Raw genomic sequence first — 21,937 nt, forward strand, 5'->3', positions numbered from 1 at the left:
GGCCAGGCGGCCGGCGCGGGCATCCAGGCGCGCGCGGTACGCGGCCCCGGCGGATGAAGCATGTGTCATAAAACCATCCTGCGGCGCGGCGCGCGCCGGTGTGGGTATCGACCCGGGCGCGCCGGGCCGGCGGCAAACGTATCAGCCGCGCAGCAAGTCCTCGACCGCCATGCCAATGGACAAGATGCGGCGATCGGCACTGTTCGCCCCTGCCAGCATCAGGCCGACTGGCGCGCTGCCTGCCGCGTGGCAAGGCACCGATACGGCGCAGCCATCCAGGAAGTTGATCAAGGTGGGGTTGCGCAGGATCAGGCCATTGGCGGCATAGTAGGCGTCGTCGCTGGCCGTGACCTCGGCCACTGTGGGCGCCACCACGGGCACGGTAGGCAGCAGCATGGCATCGTAGCCCTGGATGCGGTGTTCCACCGCCGCCACCCAGGCTTCGCGGGCGTCGAGCAGGTCCAGGTAGTCGGCGGCCGACATTTCCTGGCCGCGGCGGATACGCGACACCACGCGGGGGTCGTAGCGGTCGCCCGCGCGGGCGATCAGATCGCGGTGCCAGGCCCAGGCTTCCGATGCGGTGAAACCGCCCGTGGAATTGATGGCGGCCAGCTGCGCGAATTCGGGCACCTCGATTTCTTCGATGAGCGCACCGGCTTCGGACAGGCGCGCGAGGGCTTGGGCAAACGTCGCGGCCACATGCGCGTCCATGCCGTCCAGCGCCAGCGTGGTGGGCACGGCCAGGCGCAGGCCGCGCAGCATGGCCGGCTGCCACTCGGCAACCTCGTCGCCGGCCAGGATGGCGTCCAGGGTGGCGCAGCAGCGCACGCTGGCCGCCAGCGGGCCAATGGAATCCAGGCTGGACGACAGCGGCAGCACGCCCGCCATGGACACGCGCCAGGCGCTGGGCTTGAAACCCGCCAGGCCGCACAAGGCCGCCGGGATGCGGACCGAACCGCCTGTGTCGGAACCGATTGCGCCCAGTGCCATGCCGTCGGTCACCGACACCCCGGCGCCCGAGGACGACCCCCCGGGAATGCGGCCGCTGGCACGGTCCCAGGCGTTCAGCGGCGTACCGTAATGCGGGTTCACGCCCAGGCCCGAATACGCGAATTCCACCATATTGGTGCGGCCCACGATGACCGCGCCCGCCGCGAGCAGGCGCTGCACCACCACCGCATGCTCGTCGGCCGCGGGTTCGCCCTGGCGGGCCACCGAGCCGGCCAGCGTGGTTTCACCCGCCACGTCGAACAGGTCTTTAATGGAAATGGGCAGCCCGTCGATGGGTGAGCGTGCAAGGCCCGCGGCGCGCAAGGTGTCGGAAGCCCGGGCGGCCGCGCGAGCCTGGTCGGCGTACAGGCGCGTGAAAACGCGTTGTCCCTCGCCGGCCGGGTCGGTGGCGCGCGCCAGCGCGGCCTCGGCCAGTTCCAATGCGGTGCTGCGGCCCTGTTGCAAGGCGGCGGCGGTATCGTTCAATGTGGCAAGCATGGAGTCCTCGTGCCGCGGCGGCGGCGTGCAAAGCTGGGCATGAAGGGCCTGGCCCCGCAGGGTTCAGGCCACCTCGGGCAGGACCTCGACATCATAGCGGTGGCGCAGCGTGCGCTGGCGGCGCGGGTCGTGCAGTTCCATGATGAAGGTGGTGGAAGGACGGATGCCGCCGATGGCGCCCACCGTCCCGCACGTCATGCCCGTGCCATCCGGCAGCGGCGCATCCTGCGTGTAGCCGGCAATCAGTTCGCCGGGCGTGCGCAGCGACGCCAGGGTTCCTTCCTGGTACAGCACTTCGGCGCCATTTTCCACGATGAAGGAACGGATCACCAGTTCGTCCCAATAATCCGCCACGTCCGCGAACCTCCAGGCCGCAGTGCCCACGGGCTTGGCGCATACCTGCTTGGACAAGGCCACGCTGTGGGACTCCAGCTTGCGGTCGGTGTGGTCCGACGCGATGCTGACGTACAGCTCGCCGCCAACCGAGAACACGAAGGTCTCGACTTCACCCGACGAGGCATCGCCCACCGCCTGGATGCGCGCGGCCTGGGTCAACTGGTTATCGGCGATGCGGTAGTACAGCGGCACGCTGCTGGGGCGCGGCACGCCGATGGCGGCCAGTTCTTCGATATGGTGCTCGATGGCAGCCCGGTCGCGCCCGGCCCAGCCGGCCACGACCAGGTTGCGGATATCGGTTTCCAGCGTTTGCGGAGCGCTGTCCGACTCGATTTGAAATACAGCTTTCATGATGATTCCTGCGTGAACTCAGTAAAAGAAACAGCGGCGCATCAGCTGAACACGCGCGGCAGCCACAGCGCCAGGTCCGGGATGAAAGCCAGCAGCGCCAGCATGACGAACATGGCCAGCACGAACGGCAGGCTGCCCACGATGACCGCGCCCATGCTGCCGCTCTTGCGCAGGCTTTGCACCACGAACAGGTTCAGGCCCACGGGCGGTGTAATCAGCGCGGCTTCGACCAGGATGATGATGACGATGCCCAGCCAGATCGGGTCATAGCCCAGCGCGATCATGATGGGCGCCACGATGGGAATGGTGGTGATCATCATGGACAGCGTTTCCATGAAGCACCCCAGCACCAGATAGAACAGCACCAGGATCAGCAGCATCCAGCCCGGCGACAGGCCCAGTCCGGTAATGGACTGGGTCAGCGCGTCGGTCAGGCCGGTGGCCGACATGACGAAATTCAGGAAACTGGCCGCGATCACGATCAGCATGATCATGGCCGTAGAGCGCATGGTGCCTTCGATGGCGTCACGCAGCATGGTCCAGGTCAGCTTGCCGAAGCAGGCCGCCAGGACCAGGGCGCCCAGCACCCCCAGGGCGGCCGCCTCGGTGGGCGTGGCCAGCCCCGCGTAGATCGACCCCACCACCAGGAAGAAAATGCCCAGCGGCGGCGCCAGGTGCACCAGCGCGGCCAGGCGCTGCCCCCAGCTTGCATGGATCTTGTGCCCGCCCCATTGCGGCTTGAAGACGCAGGCCAGGGCCACTGTCAGCATGAACAGGGCGGCCAGGCCGAAACCCGGCAGAATGCCCGCCAGGTACAGCTTGGGCACCGACGAATTGGTCAGCACACCGTAGATGACCAGGTTGATGGATGGCGGGATCAAGATACCCAGCGTGCCGCCGGCGGCCAGGCTGCCCAGGAATAGCGATTCGTTGTAGCCGTACTTTTTTATCTGCGGAATGGCCACCGTGCCCACCGTGGCGGCGGTGGCCACGCTGGAACCCGAGGTGGCGGAAAATAGCGTGGACGCGCCGATGTTGGCGTGCATCAGGCCGCCCGGCAGCCACGACAGCCACAGGCTCATGGCGCTGTACATGCGTTCGGCAAAGCCGGAACGCAGCAGCACTTCGCCCAACATGATGAACAGCGGAATCGCCACCAGCAGGAATTCGTTGTTGGCGCTCCAGGACATTTCGCCGATGGCACGCGTCAGCGGCAGCATGGAATACAGCGGGTCCAGGATCAGGCCCAACACCCCCAGGGCCGCGCCCACGGGAATGGAAATGCCGATCAACACCAGCAGCAGGGTCAGGGCGGTAGCGATCATGCCGCACCTCCCTTGACCATGCGCTCGCCGGCGGCGGCCTCTTCTTCAGCCTCTTCCTTCGCCGTGCGCACGCCGCAGATTTCCTTCACCAGATCGATGTCGCCGGTGACCAGCGCCAGCGAAGCGCGCACCAGCATCAGCGCCACCGTGATGCACATCCAGGCCAGGCCCAGCACCCACAGGCCCTGCGGAATCCATAGCGGCGTGGCCAGCGGCGTATTGGCGGCCGAATTGCCCGTCCAGGAAGTCTGCGCCATATCCATCGCGTAGTAGGTCAGGTAAACCATGAAAACCCCCAACGCCACCAGCGACAGCCAGTCCAGCACGGCGGAAAGGCGCACGGGCAGGTATTGGTACAACACATCGACGCGCACATTGGCGCGCTGCAGCGTGGCGAATGCCAGCGCCCACGACGTACTGATGGCGAAAGCGTAGCTGGACAACTCGTCTGCGCCGCCGGTGGTGAAGCCCCAGAACTTGCGCGCCAGCACATCGAACGAGATGAGCAGCACGCTGGCCAGGGTCAGCGCGCCGCCCACCCAGACGGCCACGCGCGAAAAAGACTCGGCGCAGCGCAACAGCGCGCCCAGAGTCCGGAAATGTTCAGGTCGGGTCATGGGTACTTGCCTCCGCGGCCATGCGCCGCCCGCGGGACGCACCTGGAAAAAACCAAGGCGCCGCGCGGGCCGCTGTGTCAAATGCAGTCAGTTACTTCTTGGCGACCAGGCCCAGTTCCTTGCCGATGGTCGCGTTGAAATCCTTGACGCACTGTTCCGAGCAACGGGCCGCCCACTTCGGCAGCACGGCGTCGTTCAGCACTTTCTTCAGCAGCTCGCGGTCGGCATCGGTGGGCTGCACCAGCACCATCTTGCCCTTGGCCGGATACGGGCATGCCGGCGCGCCGGTATTGCAGTCATAGCCTTCCTGCGTCTGGCGGGCGGCGGCGTCCCAGATATCGTCGACCAGCTTGTCGACATTGGTCTGCAGGAACGTGCGCACCTTCGGATCCAGCTTGTCCCAGGCTTTCTGGTTGACCGCGTGGATCTGCTGGTTCCAGTTGATGGGCAGCGCATACAGGTGGGTGGAAACTTCGTACCACTTCGCCGAATAACCCGACAGCGAACCGGTGATGGCGCAATCCACTACCTTGTTCTGCAGCGCGGGCACCACTTCGCCGAAAGCCATGGTGACGCTGGAGCCGCCCAGGGCTTCCACGAACTCGGCCGTGGTGCGGCTGCTGGTGCGCACCTTCTTGCCCTTGATGTCGGCCAGGCTCTTGATCTCGGCGTTGCAGAACAGCACCTGGGCCGGATAAGTGGAAATGCCCAGCAGCTTGACGTTGGCGCCCTCGCCATACAGCTTGGCGTACACCGGCTCGAAGGCATTGGTCACGGCGCGCGCGGTTTTCACATCCGGCGCCAGGCCGGCCAGATCGATGGCCTCGTTGATGGGATTGTCGCTGGCAAAGTAGGACAGCGTGGCCGTGCCGAATTCAATCACGCCCTGCGACATCAGGCGCAGCAGTTCGGGGCCCTTGAGACCCATTTCGTTGAAGCCCTTGATGGTCGCCGTGACCTGGCCGTTGGAGAGCTCGGGCACGGTCTTGGTCCAGAACGGCTTTTCGTAGTCGTTATAGGCGGTCAGGTTGCTCAGGCCGCCCACCACTTTCAGCTGGGTCTTGGGCAAATCCTGCGCATGCGCGGCGGCGGCCAGCAGCGTGGCGGCAGCGGCCGCAAGCATCAACGGCTTCTTCATGGGAACTTCTCCTTGCAGGCGGGGTTGGATCGCGCGCCGGGTCCCGTTACCCGCTGGCGCGCTGCGATGGCAAGGCTGCCCGCCCACCGGACGGTGCACGCAGCCCCCTCATGCCGCGCATTCCACCGGCCCGGGCAAGTCCTGTCCAATCGTAAGATCAGATGCCGAGGTATAAATTTTTTTTAAGGCTCGGCGCCCAAGCACTGCCCGTGCCTGGGAAACGCAGTATCGGCGCGGCTTTGCGCGTTTCGCGCCAGAATCCGGATGCGACATTCCAGGCCGATTCCGCATGCGGGTTTGCACGGACTCATCAGGGAAACCCCTAGGCCTGCCCGGCCGGCATCACGCCTCGGCCAGCCGGTCCGCTTCCACCCACGCGGCAGCGTGTCCGTACCCCCCCGGAAAGCCCAGCAGCAGTTCACGCGCCTTGTCGCGCGCCTGCGCCAGGGTCGGCACCGCGAAGAACGGCAGGCCGTATGCGCGCGGGTCGGGCACCACCGAGATAAAGCCCGCGCAGCGCTGCCTCAGTCGCTGCATGTTGGCGGCCTGCCACGCCACGACCTCGCGGCGCTCGGCCGGCGCCATGTCCACGTTTAAATCCGTGCCGATCAGCACGAAAGGACCCGGGCTTGCGGCCAGCCACTCCATTTCGCGCGTCCAGGTATGCGCGGTGTCCTGGCGCGCCAGGGGACGGCGCGTCAGCACCACGGGAAACTGGGTCAGGTCATGCAAGGCGTATACATCCGGGTTCATTCGCAACTCCTGAGAACGGGGCACTGGCATCGCGGCGGCCCGCGGCTTGCCCCGCTGCGCAGACGCCCTGCGCGGGCCGATGCGGAGCGCCGCGGCCGTCCCTGCTTGCAGCGCGGCTATTGCCAGTGTCGATTGATGAGAATGATATACATCAGCACTAACAGCGACTAACGGGATTTCGTCAACCTATGCCTCAAACCCGCCAACCCATGTTGAAGCAAGGGCCTTTGACGGTAGACCCGTCCCGCTTGCTGACCGCGTTCTGCGTGGAAGAGACGCGTCGGAACCGGGGAATTTCCGTTCCACCGCACCGCCACGAACAGGGCATGCTGCTGATGGTGCTGCAGGGCACCACCCTGATACACAGCGAAGGCGTGGCGTTGAGCATGACGCCGGGCCGCATCGGCTGGATTCCGCCGGGCGTGCTGCATGAGGCCATGTGGTTCGGCAATGCGCGCGGGCTGTTCATGTACATACGCACGGATGGCTGCAACCGCCTGCCGGCGCAATCTCGCGTCTGGGCGTCCACCCCGTTGATCGACGCCTTGCTGAACCGCCTTGCCGATCTGCCTCCCGACACACTCGAGCATGCCCATACCAACCGCCTGTTCGAGCTGTTGATCGCGGAGCTGCAACTGGGCGACGAAGCCCCCCTGCCCTTGCCCATGCCGCGCGATGACCGCCTGCGGGAACTGGCCACGGCCTTGCTCGACCAGCCCGACGACCCGCGCGGCATCGATGCCTGGGCGCAACGGCTGAATATGTCGTCGCGCACCTTGATGCGGCGCTTTCGCGATGAAACCGGCATCACGCTGGGGCGCTGGCGGCAGCAGGCCCGCCTGCTGCGCGCGCTGGAACTGCTGGCCAGCGGGCAGCCGGTAACCAATGTAGCGCTGACCGTGGGCTACGAAAGCACCAGCGCGTTCATCGGCAGCTTTCGCAATATGTACGGCGTGACGCCCAGCCAGTACTTCGCCCGCGCTTGAAGCGCCAGGCGCACCGCGCTACACGCCGGCCGACAAGGGCCGCAGCTTGCCGGCGGCGGCTTGCTGCGCCAGTTGGGCAATGGCCCGCGCGGCGTGGCTGTCGGGCCCCTGCACCCAGGTGGCGGTAAACGCCAGGTCTGGCAAGGGGTCGGCCTGCACGTCCAGCAACCGCAGTTCGCCGCTGGCCAGTTCCTTGTCCAGGAACACCGGCGCGATGACGCTGGTGCCGATGCAGTCCAGAGTCATGCGCACCACCATCGACAGCGAGGCGCTGCCGTACATGCGCGGCGCCTGTACCCCCGCGCGCACCAGCATGTCGCGCACCAACTGGTACGGGCGGCTGCTGGATGGATAGGTGATCAGCGGCAGCGTGCTGATGTGTTGCAGGGTCAGGGGCTCGGGCCCCAGCGCCAGGCGCGGGCTGGCCACCCATGCCAGCGGATACGCGCATAGCGGCAGGTTTTCGAAACGGGCCTCGAGAATGGGCCCCATCAGGAAAGCCAGGTCGATTTGCCGCGACGCCAGCTGGCTGCGCAGCACCTGCGTGGTGTCGACCTCGATCTGCAGCACCAGGGCCGGATATGCCGCATGCACGTGTTCGATGAGCGAGGGCAGCCAGGTCTGCACGATGGTCTCGGCCACGCCGATGCGCATGGGCCCGCGCATGACATTCTGCTCGCGCGCGGCCTGCAGCATGTCGCGCCGCAGCTGCAGCATGCGTTCGGCGTGCGACAACAGTTCCTGCCCTTTGCCCGTCAGCGTCACGCCGCGCGCATCGCGCTCGAACAGGCGCACGCCCAGGTCGCGTTCGAGCGAGGCGATGCGTTGCGACACGGCCGGCTGGGTCGTGTTGAGTTTCTCGGATGCGGCGCGGAAGCTGCCCAGCGTCGACACCCAGAAGAACGTTTCGATGTTTCGTAGATCGATCATGATGCGCTGCCGTCTGGCGCTGAGCGTAGCACGCTCTGCGCCAGACGGCAGCATGCGCCGGCGCCGCCGGCTATTTGGCCGCGCTAAGCCCTATGACCTGCCCAATGGTGGCATTGAAGTCGGCCACGCATTGCCCGGAGCAGCGCGCCGCCCACTTGGGCAGTGTCGTCTCTACCGTGATCTTGCGCAGCAGGTCGCGGTCAGCCTGAGTGGGCTGCACCAGGGTCATGTTGCCCTTGACGTCATGCGGGCAGGCCGCGGCGCCGCTATTGCAGTCGTAGCCTTCCTGGGTCTGGCGCGCCGCCGCATCCCAGATGCCGTTGATCATGGTTTCCATGTTTTCTTGCAGGAACGACTGCAGCGCCGGGTCGAAGCCGTCCCACACCTTCCGGTTCACGGCGTGCAATACCTGGCTCCAGCTGATGGGCAAGGCGTATAGATGGGTAGAGACCTCATACCATTTGGCCGAATAGCCCGACAGCGACCCGGTGATGGCGCAATCCACCACCTTGTTCTGCAAGGCGGGTACCACTTCCCCGAATGCCATGGTCACGCTGCTGCCGCCCAGCGCCTGCACGAATTCGGATTGCGTGCGGCCGGCCGTGCGCACTTTCTTGCCCTTGATATCGGCCAGGCTCTTGATCTCGGCATTGCAGAACAGCACCTGAGCGGGATACGTCGACACGCCCAGCAGCTTGACGTTGCCCAACTGGCTATAGTGCTTGGCGTAAACCGGCTCGAAGGCCCGCGTCACGGCGCGCGCGGTCTTTACATCGGGCGAAATGCCGGCCAGGTCCACGGCCTCGTTGATGGGGTTGTCGGCGGCGAAGTAGGACAACGGCGCCGTGCCGAACTGGATCACGCCCTGCCCCAGCAGCCGCAACAGTTCGGGGCCCTTCAGGCCCATTTCGTTCAGCCCCTTGATCCGCGCGGTGACCTGGCCCTTGGAGAGCTGCGGCACGGTCTTGGTCCAGAACGGCTGTTCGTATTCCTGGTAGGCGCTCAGGTTGCTGAAACCGCCCACCACCTGCAGTTCGGTCCTGGGCAGTTCCTGCGCGCGCACGGGCGCGGCGCAAACAAACACAGAGGCCAGCGCCCCCAGGGCAATCGCTTTCATCATGGCTGAATTCCTTGTAGTAATCGGGCGGGCTACAGCACGGCCAGGCGGCTGTTGAGCAGGTCGGTAACCAGCATGTGGCCCGGGGCATGCGTAATGCAAAGGTCCGGGCGCGCCGTCGCAATCACCGATTGCGGCGTCACGCCGCAAGCCCAGAAAACCGGGATCTCGCCGGCGCGCACGGGCACGGCATCACCGTAGTCAGGCCGCTGCAGGTCCTGGATGCCGATCAGGGATGGATCGCCGATATGCACGGGCGCGCCATGCACCGAAGGAAATCGCGACGTGATCTGGATTGCGCGGATGGCATCGGCGGGCGCGAATGGCCGCATCGACACCACCAGCGGGCCCGAGAACGGCCCTGCGGCGCGGGTCGGGATACTGCAGCGCCACATCGGGGCATTCGACTGGCACGCGATATGGCGCACCTCTATGCCTTCGGCGAGCAGGGCCTCTTCGAAAGAAAATGAACAACCTATCAGGAACGACACCAGATCGTCGCGCCAGACATCCCGCACGTCGGTGGGTTCCTGCGCCAGCTCGCCATGCCTCCACACGCGGTAACGCGGCAGGTCGGTGCGAATGTCGATGTCATGCCCCAGTTCGGGCAGGGCCGGGTCGCCCGGCCCGGACATGGCCAGCAACGGGCAGGCCTTGGGGTTTCGTTGGCAGAACAGCAGAAAATCGGCGGCCAGCGCGGCGGGCAGTATGGCCAGGTTGGCTTGCACATTGCCCGCGGCCAGCCCGGCCGTGGGCGAGGCAAGCCGCCCGTTGCGTGCATCCATGCGCACGGCACGGCCGCGTTGCGGCGCAAGATCCTGGACGCTGTCTTGCAGCATGTTTTTCCCCTTGTGGATGTGTCCAGGCATTGCACCGCAAGGAGCCGCCGGCCGTCCAATCGTATGTTTCGATGCGGGGTGATCCGTTTTGCTTATCGGGCCTTGCCGCGCAGGGCATCGCTGTGCGCCTGCGCAAAGTCGCGCGCCAGTTCGGCCACCGTGGCGCGCAGGCGGCCGTCGGCGCCCTGCAGCCAGCTAGCCGTGAACGCCAGGTCGGGCAATTCGGCCTGCACCCGCAGTTCGCGCAATTCGCCGCTGTCGAGTTCCCGCGATATCACGATGGGCGCAATGACGCAGGCCCCGATACCGTCGCGCACCATGCGGACAATCGTGTTCAGCGATCCGCTGCCGTACATGCGCGGCGCGACCACGCCGGCCTGCACCAGCAGTTCGCGCACCAACCGGTATGGCCAGGTGCTGGAGGCATGGGTAATGATGGGATACGCCGCCACCCGCGCCAGCGGCACCGGCTCGGGCCCCAGCTTCAGGCGCGGGCTGGCCACCCAGGCCAGCGGGTATTGGCACAAGGGCAGGTTCTCGACGTTGGCTTCCTGCACCGGCCCCATCAGGAACGCCAGGTCCAGTTGGTGCGACAGCAATTGCGCGCGCAGCGCATGGCTGGTGTCGACCTCGATCTCGAACATCAGCGCCGGGTGCGCGGCATGCATATGTTCGATGAGCGCGTACAGCCAGGTATGGACGATGGTCTCGGATACGCCGATGCGTATGGTTCCCATCATCACATCTTGCGCCCTGGCGACTTCGATCAGGTCTTGCCGAACATGCAGCATGCGTTCGGCATGCGGCAGCAGTTCGCGGCCCTTGGGCGTCAGTGTGACGCCGCGCGCGTCGCGTTCGAACAGCCGCACGCCCAGCGCGCTTTCCAACGCGGCGATGCGTTGCGAAATGGTGGGCTGGGTGGTGTTGAGCTTCTCGGCCGCCGCGCGAAAACCGCCCAGCGTGGAAGCCCAGAAAAAGGTCTCGATGTTGCGCAGGTCTATCATTACCCGGTTCCGTATGGCGGCGATCAGCGTATCATGTGTGCCGCCGCGCCCGCGCCAGCGGGCCCGCGCCTTCCAAGGAGACAGCATGCCCCAGGCCGCCACCGGGCCTGCCCCCCGCGTTTTGCCGCCGTCGCTTCCCCGCCCGCCCTCGGCACGGCCGGTGCTGGGCATTGTGCTGTTGATTCTATCGGCGTGGATACTGTCCTGCCTGGATGCGGCCGGCAAATGGGTCATGGCGGCCGGCGTGCCGCTGCTGGTATTGTGCTGGGTACGCTATGCGCTGCACCTGGTGCTGGTACTGGGCCTGGTGCTGCCCGCGCGCGGCCTGGGCGTCCTGCGCAGCACCCGCCCGCGCGAACAATTGCTGCGCGGCGGCTCGATGCTGTGCGCCACGCTGTCGTTCTTCACGGCGCTGAGCTACATGCCGCAGGCGGAAGCCACGGCTATCAATTTCCTGGCGCCGCTCATCGTGCTGGCCCTGGCCCCCTGGATACTGAAAGAACCGCCGCGCCTGTCACGTTGGGTGGCCGCGGCCGTGGCATTCGGCGGCGTGCTCATCATCATCCGGCCCGGCGGCGGCCTGCATCCGCTGGGCGTTTTCTTCGGCCTGCTCACCGCCTGCTGCTTCGCGGCCCAGTTCATCGCCACGCGCCGCGTGGCGGGCGACGACCCGTACACCTCGCTGATCTGGAGCGGCGCCGTGGGCACCGTGTGCCTGACCCTTGCGCTGCCCATGACACTGCCGCCCGCCCTGCCCATCCTGGCCCAGCTCAGCCCCGGCAACTGGCTGCTGTTGCTGTCCACCGGCATTTCCGGGGCACTGGGGCACCTGCTGCAAATTGGCGCGTACCGCAATGCCGCCGCCTCGACACTGGCGCCGTTCGTCTATCTGCAAATCGTCAGCGCCACCGCGGTGGGCTGGCTGGCGTGGGGGCACTTCCCCGACGCCCTGACCTGGCTGGGAATCGCCATCATCTGCGCCAGCGGCATCGTGATCGGCCTGCTCGAATGGCGGCGCAGCCGCCTGCAAGCCTTGAAAATCAGCGCCTAGCGAGGCACATCACGCCGACTGCCGGAACTCGCGCCGGTAAGCCGATGGCGATACCTTGAACGTACGGCGAAAGTGCTGCCGCAATGACAGCGGCGTGCCGAATCCGGCCTGCCCGGCAATCGTCTCGACCGGCGCGTCACTGGTTTCCAGCAGGCGCTGCGCCAGGGCCAGCCGCTGCGCCAGCAGCCATTGCCCCACCGTGCCGCCAGTGGCCTGGCGGAAATGCCGGGTAAATGTCCGCCGGCTCATGGCGGCGCGGGCCGCCAGGGTGTCCAGGTCGTGCGGGTGATCCAGGCGGGCCGCCACCCAGGCCAGCACCTCCGACAGGCGATCGGCACCCAGGGATGCCGGCACGGGCTGTTCGATGTACTGCGCCTGGCCGCCCTGCCGATGCGGCGGTACCACCAGGCGGCGCGCTACGGCATTGGCGGCTTCGGCTCCCCAGCGGCGGCGCAGCACATGCAGGCAGCAGTCCAGGCCGGCGGCGGTGCCGGCCGAGGTGACCACGTTGCCCGCATCCACATAAAGCACCTCGCGATCCAGTTGCACCGCGGGGTAGCGCGCCGAGAAGTCGTCGGCCCACATCCAGTGCGTGCTGGCGCGCAGGCCGTCCAGCAGGCCGGCCTCGGCCAGCACGAACGCGCCCAGGCACAAACCCACCACCAGCGCGCCGCGGGCATGCGCCTGACGCAAGGCCTGCACCAGGGCCGGCGGCGCCGGCTCGCCGGTATCGCGCCAACTGGGCACCACCACGATGTCCGCCTCGGCCAAGGCACCCAGGGTATGCCCGGCCTGCACGGAAAACCCGGCGCTGGTGCGCAGCGGCCCGGGCTCGGCCGCGCAGACACGCAAATCGAACAACGGCAAACCGGGCGCCTCGCGGGTTTCGAACACCGCGCAGGGCACCGTCAGGTGGAAAGCGCTGATCTGGTCGAACGCCACCACGGCGACGATCGTGGCGGGCTGCGCGGGAGGCTGGGCCGGGACAGTGTGTGGCATGGCCCGATTTTATCGAATATTGTCATTCAGGCCACTATTGAGTATGGTCCCACGCGGAAATAATGGCGCCACCCCATCCCGCAACAGGAGCCTTCCCATGGACCAGAACACCGCCCGCCGCGCCCTGATCGTCGTCGATGTGCAGAACGAATACTTCGACGGCAAACTGCGCATCGAGTATCCAGACCCCCAGGTGTCCCTGGCCAATATCGGCCGCGCCATGGACGCCGCGCACGCGGCCGGCGTGCCCGTCGTCATCGTGCAGGACATCGAACCGCCGCACTCGCCCCTGTTCACCCAGGGTTCGCCAGGGGCGGACGTGCACGCCAGCGTGGCCGCGCGCCCGCATGCGCACTGGGTAGTGAAGGGCATGCCCAGCGCCTTCGCCAACACCGGCCTGGAAGCCTGGCTGGCCGAACGCGGCATCAATACCATCGCCGTGGTGGGTTACATGACACACAACTGCGACGATTCCACTGTCAAGCACGCCGTACATGCCGGCCTGAACGTGGAACTGCTGGGCGACGCCACCGGATCGGTGCCCTACGCCAACAGCGCCGGCCAGGCCACCGCGGAAGAAATCCATCGCGTCCTGACCGTGGTAATGCAAAGTCGCTTCGCGGCGGTGATGTCCACCGACGCGTGGATCGCGGGCCTGAACGGCGCCCCCATGCCGGCGCGCGACAACATCTACGCCTCTAACCAGCGGGCCCTGGAACTGGCCCGGCGGGCCGCATAGGCCGCGCTATCCGGCCGCCATGCGGCCGGCGGCCAGCACCACCTGGCGCCCGCAGCGCGCGGCCAGTTCAGGATCGTGAGTCACCAGCACCAGGGTGGTGCCGTGCTCGCGGTGCAGGTCGAACATCAGGTCGATGACGGTGGCGCCGGTGGCCGCGTCCAGGCTTCCGGTGGGCTCGTCGGCGAAAAGTAGATCGGGCTGCACTACAAAGGCGCGCGCCAGCGATACGCGCTGCTGCTCGCCCCCCGAAAGCGTGCGCGGATAGTGGTGCAGCCGCTCGCCCAGGCCCACCCGCCGTAGCATGGCCTGGGCGGCGTCGCGGGCGGGTTGCCCGGCCAGTTCCAGCGGCAGCATGACGTTTTCCAGCGCGGTAAGGTTCGGCAGCAGTTGAAACGACTGGAACACGAAACCCACATGGCGCGCCCGCACCTGGGCGCGCCCGTCTTCGTCCAGCGTGAACAGGTCTTGGCCGGCCAGCCGCACCGTGCCCGAAGAGGGAACATCCAGGCCCGCCATCAGTCCCAGAAGCGTGGACTTGCCCGAACCGGAACTGCCGGTAATGGCCACGGCGCTGCCTGCTGCAACCGAAAAGTCGATACCATCGAGTATCGACAAGGTGCCGCCGGCATCGGACACCTGCTTGCCCAGCCCAGAAACTTCGATCGAGACCTTGCTATCCATGCGCTTATTCTTCCGTATGTTTGTTGCAGCCACGATAACCGCCGCCCTCGCCGCGCCGGCCGTCCACGCTCAGACCGCCGCCCCGGCCGCAGGTTCCGCCCCCAGCACGCTATTGGTCTTGGGCGACAGCCTGGCCGCCGAGTACGGCATTGCGCGCGGCACAGGCTGGGTGCCCTTGCTGGCCAAGCGGATGTCGGAACAATACCCCAACTACCAGGTCGTCAATGCCAGCATCAGCGGCGACACCACCAGCGGCGGCGTGGCGCGCCTGCCGGCGCTGCTGCAGCGCCACCAGCCGGCCATCGTGGTGCTTGAACTGGGGTCGAACGACGCCCTGCGGGGCCTGTCGCTGCAAATGACCGAGAAAAACCTGCGCGATATGGCCCAGCGTTCGCGCCAGGCCGGCGCCCAGGTGCTGATACTGGGAATGCAGATTCCGCCGAACTACGGCCGCGATTATGCGCAGCGCTTTGCCGCGGTATTCCCGGCAGTGGCCAAGGCCGAGCAGGCCGAGCTGGTGCCATTCCTGATGGAGGGGATGGCCACCGACCGGGCCATGTTCCAGGCCGATGGCATCCACCCAAATGAACAGGCGCAACCCGCCCTGCTGGAAAACGTATGGGCCGAACTTCGGCCCATGTTGAAAAGCAATTAACCGGCGGCCTGGTCTTGCGCCTGCAGCACTTCTGCCGCGGCGGGCAGGATCTTCACCTCGTATTGCTGACGCAGCATCTTCAGCACGGCGGCGTCTTCGGCCTGGCCCCAGGCCCCGCTCAGCTGGCGTGCCAGCATGTCGCGGGCCGAGTCGTCGGCCGTGCCGGGCTCGACCTTGTCCAGGCGGATGACAACCTGGTCGTTGCCGTCTGCCGCGACCGCATAGGCGGGCAAGGGGTCGACGGGCAACCTCATGGCGGCCTCGAGTACCGATTGCGCCAGTTGCTGCGGCTGCTGGCGCGATACCGTGGTAGATGCGCCGAAACCTTCGGGCAAGCTGGCCGGATCGGCCTTCCAGCCTTCCAGCGCTTGCCGGGCGGCCTTGCCGGCGGCTTCGGCGGCACGTTCGTCCAGCAGGCGCGCACGGATCGAATCGCTGACTTTTTCCAGCGGCGGCACGTGTTCGGGCTGCACTTGCGCCACGCGCACGGCCAGCATCGTGTCCGGCGTAAGTTCGATGACGCCGGAATTCTGTTTGTCGCGCAGCACTTCGGGCGCGAACAGGGCCTGGCGCACGCGCGGGTTGTCGAGCAGCGCGGCATCCGGGCCGGCCACGGCCGCGTCGGCGCCCGCCTGTTCAGCCGGAAGCAGGCCTTCACGCGTAATGCCGGAGGCGCTGCGCAGCTTCAGGCCCAGCGCATCGGCTGCGGGTTGCAGGCTGTCGCGCTGGTCGTAGACAGTTTCGGTCAGCTTGGTGGCCATTTCCGAGAAGCGCGTGGCGGCAATCTGCTTGCGGATCTCGGCGGTGATCTCGGCGCGCACGGCTTCCAGCGGCTTGACGGCAGCCGGCTGCAATTCGGTGACCTTGACGATGTGCAGGCCGGACGGGCTTTCGACCACGCCCGAGACCTGGTCTTTGGACTGGCTGAAAATGGCCTTTTCAAGCGGGCCCGACAGCATGCCCGGCGCCAGCCAGCCCAGGTCGCCGCCCTTGTCGGCCGAACCGGCGTCCTGCGAATTGGCGCGCGCCAGCTCGGCGAACTTGGCGGGTTCCGCCTGGGCCTGCTTGGCCAGCGCCTCGGCCTTGGAACGGGCCTGCTCGCGCACGTCGTCGGACGCGCCCGCCGGCACTTCGATCATGATGTGGCTGGCGCGGCGGCGCTCGGGCTGGCCGAACCGGCCCTTGTTCTGTTCGTAGTAGCTGGCGATGTCTGCTTCTTTGACCTCGATGCCCTGCGTGGCGGCTTCTTCGTTCAGCACCAGGTACTGCGCGCTGACCTGCTCGGGCACCAGCAGTTGCTGCTTGTTGGCGTCGTACCAGGCCTTGATATCGTCGGGCGATACCGATACCTGCCCGCGGAAATCGGCGGCGTTGAAGCGGCGCAGTTGCACGGTGCGCTGCTGGGTCAGGGCTGATTCCACCGAGGCCGTGACGGCGGCCGGCACCGCGGCCGACTGGGTTACCGGGTCCAGCACGCGGCCCACCGCCAGGTCGCGGCGCATGCCGGCCTCGAACGAGGTGGGCGTCATGCCCTGCGCGGCCAGCACCTGGCGATAGCGCTCGGGCGAAAAACGGCCGTTGTCCTGCACCTGGGGAATGGCGGCAATGGTATTGCGCAGCGTGCCGTCGGACACCGAAAAACGATTGTCGGCGGCCACCTGCGCCAGCAGGCGCTGGTCGATAATCTGGTTCAACAACTGTTCGCGCATGGCCGGCGTGTCGATCAGCGCGGGATCGAACTGGGTGCCCAGGCGCTGGCGGAACTGCTCGAGCTGGTTGCGGTGGGCCATGTCGAACTCGCCGCGCGTAATGGGTTGCCCCGCCACGGTGGCCAGTTCCGGCTCGCGGCTGATGAAACTGTCGTAGCCCTGGATACCCACCAGGAAGAACGAAGGCACGATCAGGATCAGCAGAATGAACTGCATCCAGCGACGGTGATTGCGTAATAGTTCGAACATGGAATCCCTGTTTGCCGGTTGGCGCGCCCGACGAACATGGACGCCGCGCCGCAAAGTAACGCATAAAAAAAGGCGAACCGATTCGCCCTTGCCAGGTGCCGGAATCGAACCCGGTCAGCCGCCGGAGTTTACCACCTTCGCCCCCTGCGATGCAGTCCGCGCCGGGGGGGCTGGCAGGGGTGCGCGGCGCACCCGGAAGGCGGCGCGGCAAAGGAGTATCCTTGCATCCTTCGCCCCGGAAACCCGCGACATTTTCCCAGATGCCCTCCTCCTGGCCCTACCCCACGCATATTGCCCACCGCGGCGGAGGCCGGCTGGCCCCCGAGAACACCCTGGCCGCCATGCGTGTGGGCGCCCAGCACGGGTTCCGCATGGTCGAGTTCGACGTCAAGCTCAGCCACGACAAGGTGCCCTTCCTGCTGCACGACGACACGCTGGACCGCACCACCAGCGGCCAGGGGCCGGCGGCCGCGTCCACCTACGCGGACCTGGCCCTGCTGGACGCGGGCGGCTGGCATTCGCCCCTGTACACCGGCGAGCCCGTACCCAGTTTCCAGGCGGTGGCGCGCTACGCCATCGCCAACAGCATTGCCTGCAACGTGGAAATCAAGCCCAACCCGGGCCAGGAAAGCGAAACCGGCGCCGCTGTCGCCCTGGCCGCGCGCCAGTGGTGGCAGGGCCGGTTGCCGGCCCCCCTGCTGTCCTCGTTTTCCGAAGCTGCGCTGGACGCCGCGCGGCAGGCCGCCCCGGAATTGCCGCGTGCGCTTCTGGTGGAACAGGTGCCGGCTGACTGGCGCGAGCGGCTGGCCCGCCTGGACTGCGTGGCCCTCAACATCAACCACCGCGACGCCAGCCGTGAACTGATCGGCGCCGTGCAAGCCTGCGGCTACCGCATCGCCGCCTGGACAGTCAACGATCCGGCGCGCGCGCGGTTGTTGTTATCCTGGGGCCTGGATGCCATTTTCACCGACGAGCTGGGCGCCATCAGCCCGCCCGCCTAGGACTCACCTTGTTTAGTTACCGACACGCCTTCCATGCCGGCAACCACGCCGATGTGCTCAAGCACGCCCTGCTGGTCCATACGCTGGACTACCTGAACCGCAAAGACACCCCTTACTGGGTGATAGACACCCATGCCGGGGCCGGGCTGTATGCGCTTGACAGCGACTGGGCGGCCAAGAATGCCGAATCCGCGGATGGTATCGGCCGCCTGTGGCAGCGCGATGACCTGCCGTCGCTGCTGGCCGACTATGTCGCCAGCGTGCGCCGCTACAACCCCAATGGCCGCCTGCGCCACTACCCGGGGTCGCCCTGGCTGGCGCTGGACGCGCTGCGCGACCGCGACCGCCTGCGCCTGTTCGAGATGCACCCCACCGAATCCGACGTGCTGGTGGGCAACCTGGAGCAGATGGACAAGACCTCTCTGCGCCAGACCACGATCTACGCCACCGACGGTTTCGAGGGCATGAAGGCGCTGCTGCCCCCGCCGCCGCGCCGCGGCCTGGTGCTGATCGACCCGTCTTATGAAGACAAACAGGATTACAAGCGCGCCCTGAATGCGGTGAAAGAAGGCCTGAAGCGCTTCGCCACGGGCACATACGCGGTGTGGTACCCGCTGGTGCAGCGCCGCGAGGCCACCGAACTGGCGCGCCACCTGGAAAACCTGCCCATGAAAAACTGGCTGCATGTGTCGCTGACGGTGAAAAAACCGGCAAGCGACGGGTTCGGCCTGCATGGCAGCGGCATGTTCATGGTGAACCCGCCCTGGACGTTGCACGCAGCCTTGCAGGAAAGCATGCCGGTACTGGCGAAGCTGCTGGCGCAGGATGACCGCGCCACCTACACGCTGCAGCACCGGGCCGCCTGAGCCCAACCGGCCGTGCCGTCAGCGCCGCGGCAGCAGCGCGCGCAGCGCGGCAATGGCCACCACGGCGAACAGCATCAGGCTCCACAGGGCGTATTCCACGCCCAGCACCTCGACGCTGGCGTCCATGCAGGTGGCGAAAATGCCGAACAGCCAGGGCATCGCGCCATCCAGCCCGGACGCGCTCATGAAGCGGTCGGCGAAAGTCTGGTCGCACGAGAACATCTGCGCCGCCACATCGTACTGATACCAGGCGGCGGCGATGCCGCCCAACGCCAGCAATGCACACAGCGCCGCGCAGGCGCGCGCAATAGCGCCCGCGAGCGCCCCCGCCAGGGCCACCACGCCAATGACCAGGTAAATGAGCCGCTGAAATACGCACCAGGCGCACGGCGGCATGTCGAAGACATGCTGCGAAACCAGAGCCACGCCGACAGCGGCGAAGCAGAACAAGGCAATCAGCAGCAGCAAACGCTGGGGGGATGTAGTCATGTGGCAGGCTGGATGAAAGACTGACGAACCAGGTCACGCGTGGCACGCCCGAAATAACACTGCGGACTTCTGAGTGGGGACGCCGCGGAGCCGGCTTTGCCGGTCCGCCAGCGTCGCCCCCTTGAGGGGGAAGCGCGTAGCGCTTCGGGGGTGGACTCTCACATCATGCGTCGTTGGAAACGTAACCCATATTGAACCGCAAGCCGCCGGAGGACTCGTCGTCACTGGCATCGCTGCGGGACTGGCCCAGGCGTTCCAGGTATTCGGCGGTAATGTCGCCCGTAATGTACTGGCCGTCGAAGCAGGATGCCTCGAAGCGCTGCAGCGCCGGGTTGATATCGGTCACGGCTTGCTGCATGTCCTGCAGGTCTTGGTAGATCAGGGCGTCGGCGCCGATGGTCTGGGCGATTTCCTGGTCGGTCCGGCCGGTGGCGATGAGTTCGCTTTGCGTGGGCATGTCAATGCCATACACATTGGGATAGCGCACCGGAGGCGCCGCCGAGGCAAAGTACACCTTGTTGGCGCCGGCGGCACGGGCCATGTCGACGATTTCGCGGCTGGTGGTGCCGCGCACGATGGAATCGTCCACCAGCAGCACGTTCTTGCCTTCGAATTCGCGGCCGATGGCGTTGAGCTTCTGGCGTACCGATTTACGGCGCACCGCCTGGCCCGGCATGATGAACGTGCGCCCCACATAGCGGTTCTTGATCAGGCCTTCGCGGTAGTCCAGGTTCAGGCGGGCCGCCAGTTGCATGGCGGCGGGGCGCGACGAATCGGGAATGGGCATGACCACGTCGATGTCGCCCAGGCGCATGTTGCGCGCCACCTTGTCGGCCAGGTATTCCCCCATGCGCAGGCGCGCGTCGTACACCGATACGCCGTTGATCAGCGAATCGGGGCGGGCGAAATACACGTATTCGAAAATGCAGGGCACCAATTGCGGGTTCTCGGCGCACTGGCGGCTGACCATGCGGCCGTCCAGGTCGACGAACACGGCCTCGCCGGGCTCGACGTCGCGCACGAAGGCAAACCCGCTGCCTTCCAGCGCCACCGATTCCGACGCCACCATCCATTCCACCCCTTCGTCGGTTTCCTGGCGGCCCAGGCACAAGGGGCGGATGCCGTGCGGATCGCGGAAGGCCAGCAGCCCATACCCGGAAATCTGCGCCACCACGGCATAGGCGCCACGCACCCGTTTGTGCACGGCCGATACGGCGCGGAAAATCGTATCGTCGTCCAGCGAAACGCCATTGGCGGCCGATTGCAGCTCGTGCGCCAGCACGTTCAGCAGCACCTCGGAATCGGAATTGGTATTGATGTGGCGGCGGTCGATGCGGTAAAGCGATTCGCGCAGTTCGCGCCAATTGGTCAGGTTGCCGTTGTGGGCGAAGGTGATGCCGAAGGGAGCATTCACATAGAACGGCTGGGCCTCTTCTTCGCTGGAACTCGAACCCGCCGTGGGATAGCGCACGTGGCCGATGCCGCTGGTGCCGGGCAGGGAACGCATGTTGCGAGTGCGGAACACATCGCGCACCAGGCCGTGGGCCTTGAACATATTGAAGTGGCTGCCCTGCACGGTGGCAATACCGGCCGCGTCCTGGCCGCGATGCTGCAGCAGCAGCAGGCTGTCATAGAGCAGCTGGTTGACCGGCCCGCGCCCGATGACGCCGATGATTCCACACATGGTGATTTCCCATTAAACGAAACTTAGTATGGCACCCACGTCGCCAACGACGGGGGCAGCCACAACTTGATATGCTTTACGGCCTCGGTGGCCGAATGCGAGAACATTGCGTCCTGCCACCAGGGCTCTTGCGGCAACGGCGTGTAGCCGCCCAGCGCCACCAGCACCAGGATGAACAGCAGCCCGCGCGCCAGGCCGAACATGGCGCCCAGGCCATGATCGGCCGGCGACAGCCCCGTGGTGCGAATCAGGGCCGCCAGTGTCATGTTGACCAGGCCCACCGCCAGCAGCACCAGAATGAACACCGCCGCATAAGCCACGCCCATGCGCAGCATCGCGGTCTCGATATAGGCTTCCAGCCAGCCATATACCGTGGGGCCCCACCAGATCGCGGCAATGAATGCCAGCACGAATGCCATCAGCGACAGAATTTCTTTCAGCAGGCCGCGCACCAGCCCCAGCAGGCCCGACACCGCCAGAATCGCGATGACGACGAAGTCGAAGCCGGTCACTGGCTGGCGATGAAGCCGTTGTCGTAGCCCAGCGTACGCAAGCGCGCCTGGGCCGCCTGGGCGGCGTCGCGCGACGGGAACGGCCCCACGCGCAAGCGGTATTGCTGCTTGCCGCTCACGGAAGCCTGTTCAACGAACGCGTTGGTAACGCCCGCCTGGTGCAGCTTGGTACGCCGCGACTGTGCGTCGGCCTGGCTGCTGTATGACGCGATTTGCAGCACGAAGTTGCCCTTGGCCGCCGGCTTCGGCTTGGCCTGAGACGTTGTGTCGGCCCCGCGCCCTTCCAGCAGGGCCATCGCCCGCGCGCCATCGTCGTCGCGGGGCGGCTTGGGCGGCTCGGCCGGCTTGGCAGGCGGCG

23 protein-coding genes are annotated in these 21,937 nt (G+C 66.5%); 6 read left to right on the forward strand and 17 right to left on the reverse strand.

Features of this window, described 5'->3' with window-relative positions:
* Window positions 1-141: 141 nt before the first annotated feature.
* The 6 genes from LPZ50_RS07745 to LPZ50_RS07770 all read right to left on the reverse strand — a co-directional run bounded on the left by LPZ50_RS07745 (window position 142) and on the right by LPZ50_RS07770 (window position 6,068).
* Complete coding sequence (locus LPZ50_RS07745) at window positions 142-1,488, reverse strand: amidase (protein ID WP_230659490.1); 1,347 nt, start codon at window positions 1,486-1,488, stop codon at window positions 142-144.
* Between the two features lie 63 nt (window positions 1,489-1,551).
* Window positions 1,552-2,235, reverse strand: a complete 684-nt coding sequence (locus tag LPZ50_RS07750; RefSeq protein ID WP_230659492.1) for a DUF2848 domain-containing protein — start codon at window positions 2,233-2,235, stop codon at window positions 1,552-1,554.
* A 41-nt stretch (window positions 2,236-2,276) separates the two neighbouring features.
* Complete coding sequence (locus LPZ50_RS07755) at window positions 2,277-3,560, reverse strand: TRAP transporter large permease (protein ID WP_230659494.1); 1,284 nt, start codon at window positions 3,558-3,560, stop codon at window positions 2,277-2,279.
* Window positions 3,557-4,177, reverse strand: coding sequence for a TRAP transporter small permease subunit (locus LPZ50_RS07760; protein ID WP_230659496.1), 621 nt, complete (start codon window positions 4,175-4,177; stop codon window positions 3,557-3,559). The genes LPZ50_RS07755 and LPZ50_RS07760 overlap by 4 nt, the downstream gene beginning before the upstream one ends.
* Window positions 4,178-4,268: 91 nt before the next feature.
* The gene (locus LPZ50_RS07765; protein WP_230659498.1) at window positions 4,269-5,315 is read right to left on the reverse strand and encodes a TRAP transporter substrate-binding protein; all 1,047 of its coding nucleotides are present in this window, start codon (window positions 5,313-5,315) and stop codon (window positions 4,269-4,271) included.
* A gap of 342 nt (window positions 5,316-5,657) precedes the next feature.
* A complete protein-coding gene (locus tag LPZ50_RS07770; RefSeq protein WP_230659501.1) occupies window positions 5,658-6,068 on the reverse strand; it encodes a hypothetical protein in 411 nt (136 codons plus the stop codon).
* Between the two features lie 209 nt (window positions 6,069-6,277).
* Here LPZ50_RS07770 and LPZ50_RS07775 point away from each other — a divergent pair, with 209 nt between their 5' ends.
* The gene (locus LPZ50_RS07775) at window positions 6,278-7,054 is read left to right on the forward strand and encodes an AraC family transcriptional regulator (RefSeq protein ID WP_230659532.1); all 777 of its coding nucleotides are present in this window, start codon (window positions 6,278-6,280) and stop codon (window positions 7,052-7,054) included.
* 18 nt (window positions 7,055-7,072) lie between these two features.
* On the opposite strand, the gene LPZ50_RS07780 is transcribed toward LPZ50_RS07775, so the two are convergent.
* From LPZ50_RS07780 to LPZ50_RS07795, 4 genes are all read right to left on the reverse strand, one after another.
* On the reverse strand, window positions 7,073-7,984 hold the full coding sequence (locus tag LPZ50_RS07780; protein ID WP_230659503.1) for a LysR family transcriptional regulator: 912 nt from the start codon (window positions 7,982-7,984) through the stop codon (window positions 7,073-7,075).
* A 70-nt stretch (window positions 7,985-8,054) separates the two neighbouring features.
* Window positions 8,055-9,101 carry a TRAP transporter substrate-binding protein gene (locus tag LPZ50_RS07785; protein ID WP_419195579.1) on the reverse strand — a complete coding sequence of 349 codons (1,047 nt, stop codon included), beginning with the start codon at window positions 9,099-9,101 and terminating at the stop codon, window positions 8,055-8,057.
* A 32-nt stretch (window positions 9,102-9,133) separates the two neighbouring features.
* Window positions 9,134-9,940 (reverse strand): putative hydro-lyase, encoded by an 807-nt coding sequence (locus LPZ50_RS07790; protein ID WP_230659507.1) that lies wholly within the window; start codon window positions 9,938-9,940, stop codon window positions 9,134-9,136.
* Between the two features lie 92 nt (window positions 9,941-10,032).
* Window positions 10,033-10,944: a LysR family transcriptional regulator gene (locus tag LPZ50_RS07795; RefSeq protein ID WP_230659534.1), complete on the reverse strand. Its 912-nt coding sequence runs from the start codon at window positions 10,942-10,944 to the stop codon at window positions 10,033-10,035.
* A gap of 85 nt (window positions 10,945-11,029) precedes the next feature.
* Between LPZ50_RS07795 and LPZ50_RS07800 the strand changes: the two genes are divergently transcribed.
* Window positions 11,030-11,995 carry a DMT family transporter gene (locus LPZ50_RS07800; RefSeq protein ID WP_230659509.1) on the forward strand — a complete coding sequence of 322 codons (966 nt, stop codon included), beginning with the start codon at window positions 11,030-11,032 and terminating at the stop codon, window positions 11,993-11,995.
* A 9-nt stretch (window positions 11,996-12,004) separates the two neighbouring features.
* Here LPZ50_RS07800 and LPZ50_RS07805 read toward each other — a convergent pair whose 3' ends face one another.
* A complete protein-coding gene (locus LPZ50_RS07805) occupies window positions 12,005-12,994 on the reverse strand; it encodes a GlxA family transcriptional regulator (protein ID WP_230659511.1) in 990 nt (329 codons plus the stop codon).
* Window positions 12,995-13,091: 97 nt separating this feature from the next.
* On the opposite strand from LPZ50_RS07805, the gene LPZ50_RS07810 reads away from it, so the two are divergent.
* Window positions 13,092-13,733, forward strand: coding sequence for a cysteine hydrolase family protein (locus tag LPZ50_RS07810; RefSeq protein ID WP_230659513.1), 642 nt, complete (start codon window positions 13,092-13,094; stop codon window positions 13,731-13,733).
* Between the two features lie 6 nt (window positions 13,734-13,739).
* Here LPZ50_RS07810 and LPZ50_RS07815 read toward each other — a convergent pair whose 3' ends face one another.
* The gene (locus LPZ50_RS07815; protein ID WP_230659515.1) at window positions 13,740-14,414 is read right to left on the reverse strand and encodes an ABC transporter ATP-binding protein; all 675 of its coding nucleotides are present in this window, start codon (window positions 14,412-14,414) and stop codon (window positions 13,740-13,742) included.
* Here LPZ50_RS07815 and LPZ50_RS07820 point away from each other — a divergent pair.
* Window positions 14,413-15,069 (forward strand): arylesterase, encoded by a 657-nt coding sequence (locus LPZ50_RS07820; protein WP_230659517.1) that lies wholly within the window; start codon window positions 14,413-14,415, stop codon window positions 15,067-15,069. The genes LPZ50_RS07815 and LPZ50_RS07820 overlap by 2 nt on opposite strands.
* On the opposite strand, the gene LPZ50_RS07825 is transcribed toward LPZ50_RS07820, so the two are convergent.
* A complete protein-coding gene (locus LPZ50_RS07825) occupies window positions 15,066-17,027 on the reverse strand; it encodes a SurA N-terminal domain-containing protein (RefSeq protein ID WP_230659519.1) in 1,962 nt (653 codons plus the stop codon). The two genes, LPZ50_RS07820 and LPZ50_RS07825, sit on opposite strands and share 4 nt — an antisense overlap.
* A gap of 260 nt (window positions 17,028-17,287) precedes the next feature.
* Here LPZ50_RS07825 and ugpQ point away from each other — a divergent pair, with 260 nt between their 5' ends.
* Both ugpQ and LPZ50_RS07835 read left to right on the forward strand, forming a co-directional pair.
* Window positions 17,288-18,028, forward strand: coding sequence for a glycerophosphodiester phosphodiesterase (gene ugpQ / locus LPZ50_RS07830; protein WP_230659521.1), 741 nt, complete (start codon window positions 17,288-17,290; stop codon window positions 18,026-18,028).
* Between the two features lie 8 nt (window positions 18,029-18,036).
* Window positions 18,037-18,894: a 23S rRNA (adenine(2030)-N(6))-methyltransferase RlmJ gene (locus LPZ50_RS07835; protein WP_230659523.1), complete on the forward strand. Its 858-nt coding sequence runs from the start codon at window positions 18,037-18,039 to the stop codon at window positions 18,892-18,894.
* An 18-nt stretch (window positions 18,895-18,912) separates the two neighbouring features.
* On the opposite strand, the gene LPZ50_RS07840 is transcribed toward LPZ50_RS07835, so the two are convergent.
* From LPZ50_RS07840 to LPZ50_RS07855, 4 genes are all read right to left on the reverse strand, one after another.
* Complete coding sequence (locus tag LPZ50_RS07840) at window positions 18,913-19,383, reverse strand: disulfide bond formation protein B (protein ID WP_230659525.1); 471 nt, start codon at window positions 19,381-19,383, stop codon at window positions 18,913-18,915.
* A gap of 163 nt (window positions 19,384-19,546) precedes the next feature.
* Window positions 19,547-21,067, reverse strand: a complete 1,521-nt coding sequence (purF, locus tag LPZ50_RS07845) for an amidophosphoribosyltransferase (protein WP_230659527.1) — start codon at window positions 21,065-21,067, stop codon at window positions 19,547-19,549.
* Between the two features lie 23 nt (window positions 21,068-21,090).
* Window positions 21,091-21,579 (reverse strand): CvpA family protein, encoded by a 489-nt coding sequence (locus LPZ50_RS07850; RefSeq protein WP_230659528.1) that lies wholly within the window; start codon window positions 21,577-21,579, stop codon window positions 21,091-21,093.
* On the reverse strand, window positions 21,576-21,937 hold a 362-nt coding region (locus tag LPZ50_RS07855), incomplete at its 5' end, for an SPOR domain-containing protein (protein ID WP_230659530.1). The genes LPZ50_RS07855 and LPZ50_RS07850, both read right to left, overlap by 4 nt.

The sequence above is a fragment of the Bordetella petrii genome (assembly GCF_020991325.1).
Taxonomy (GTDB): domain Bacteria; phylum Pseudomonadota; class Gammaproteobacteria; order Burkholderiales; family Burkholderiaceae_B; genus Bordetella_A; species Bordetella_A petrii_E.

Bases quoted from the DNA above. Each gene is read 5' to 3' on its own strand.
- LPZ50_RS07820 (WP_230659517.1), top strand. From the start codon at position 14,413: ATGCGCTTATTCTTCCGTATGTTTGTTGCAGCCACGATAACCGCCGCC.
- LPZ50_RS07785 (WP_419195579.1), bottom strand. From the start codon at position 9,101: ATGAAAGCGATTGCCCTGGGGGCGCTGGCCTCTGTGTTTGTTTGCGCC.
- ugpQ (WP_230659521.1), top strand. From the start codon at position 17,288: ATGCCCTCCTCCTGGCCCTACCCCACGCATATTGCCCACCGCGGCGGA.
- LPZ50_RS07750 (WP_230659492.1), bottom strand. From the start codon at position 2,235: ATGAAAGCTGTATTTCAAATCGAGTCGGACAGCGCTCCGCAAACGCTG.
- LPZ50_RS07770 (WP_230659501.1), bottom strand. From the start codon at position 6,068: ATGAACCCGGATGTATACGCCTTGCATGACCTGACCCAGTTTCCCGTG.
- LPZ50_RS07825 (WP_230659519.1), bottom strand. From the start codon at position 17,027: ATGTTCGAACTATTACGCAATCACCGTCGCTGGATGCAGTTCATTCTG.
- LPZ50_RS07805 (WP_230659511.1), bottom strand. From the start codon at position 12,994: ATGCCACACACTGTCCCGGCCCAGCCTCCCGCGCAGCCCGCCACGATC.
- LPZ50_RS07790 (WP_230659507.1), bottom strand. From the start codon at position 9,940: ATGCTGCAAGACAGCGTCCAGGATCTTGCGCCGCAACGCGGCCGTGCC.
- LPZ50_RS07780 (WP_230659503.1), bottom strand. From the start codon at position 7,984: ATGATCGATCTACGAAACATCGAAACGTTCTTCTGGGTGTCGACGCTG.
- LPZ50_RS07775 (WP_230659532.1), top strand. From the start codon at position 6,278: ATGTTGAAGCAAGGGCCTTTGACGGTAGACCCGTCCCGCTTGCTGACC.
- LPZ50_RS07840 (WP_230659525.1), bottom strand. From the start codon at position 19,383: ATGACTACATCCCCCCAGCGTTTGCTGCTGCTGATTGCCTTGTTCTGC.
- LPZ50_RS07755 (WP_230659494.1), bottom strand. From the start codon at position 3,560: ATGATCGCTACCGCCCTGACCCTGCTGCTGGTGTTGATCGGCATTTCC.
- LPZ50_RS07765 (WP_230659498.1), bottom strand. From the start codon at position 5,315: ATGAAGAAGCCGTTGATGCTTGCGGCCGCTGCCGCCACGCTGCTGGCC.
- LPZ50_RS07810 (WP_230659513.1), top strand. From the start codon at position 13,092: ATGGACCAGAACACCGCCCGCCGCGCCCTGATCGTCGTCGATGTGCAG.
- LPZ50_RS07800 (WP_230659509.1), top strand. From the start codon at position 11,030: ATGCCCCAGGCCGCCACCGGGCCTGCCCCCCGCGTTTTGCCGCCGTCG.
- LPZ50_RS07745 (WP_230659490.1), bottom strand. From the start codon at position 1,488: ATGCTTGCCACATTGAACGATACCGCCGCCGCCTTGCAACAGGGCCGC.
- LPZ50_RS07760 (WP_230659496.1), bottom strand. From the start codon at position 4,177: ATGACCCGACCTGAACATTTCCGGACTCTGGGCGCGCTGTTGCGCTGC.
- purF (WP_230659527.1), bottom strand. From the start codon at position 21,067: ATGTGTGGAATCATCGGCGTCATCGGGCGCGGGCCGGTCAACCAGCTG.
- LPZ50_RS07795 (WP_230659534.1), bottom strand. From the start codon at position 10,944: ATGATAGACCTGCGCAACATCGAGACCTTTTTCTGGGCTTCCACGCTG.
- LPZ50_RS07815 (WP_230659515.1), bottom strand. From the start codon at position 14,414: ATGGATAGCAAGGTCTCGATCGAAGTTTCTGGGCTGGGCAAGCAGGTG.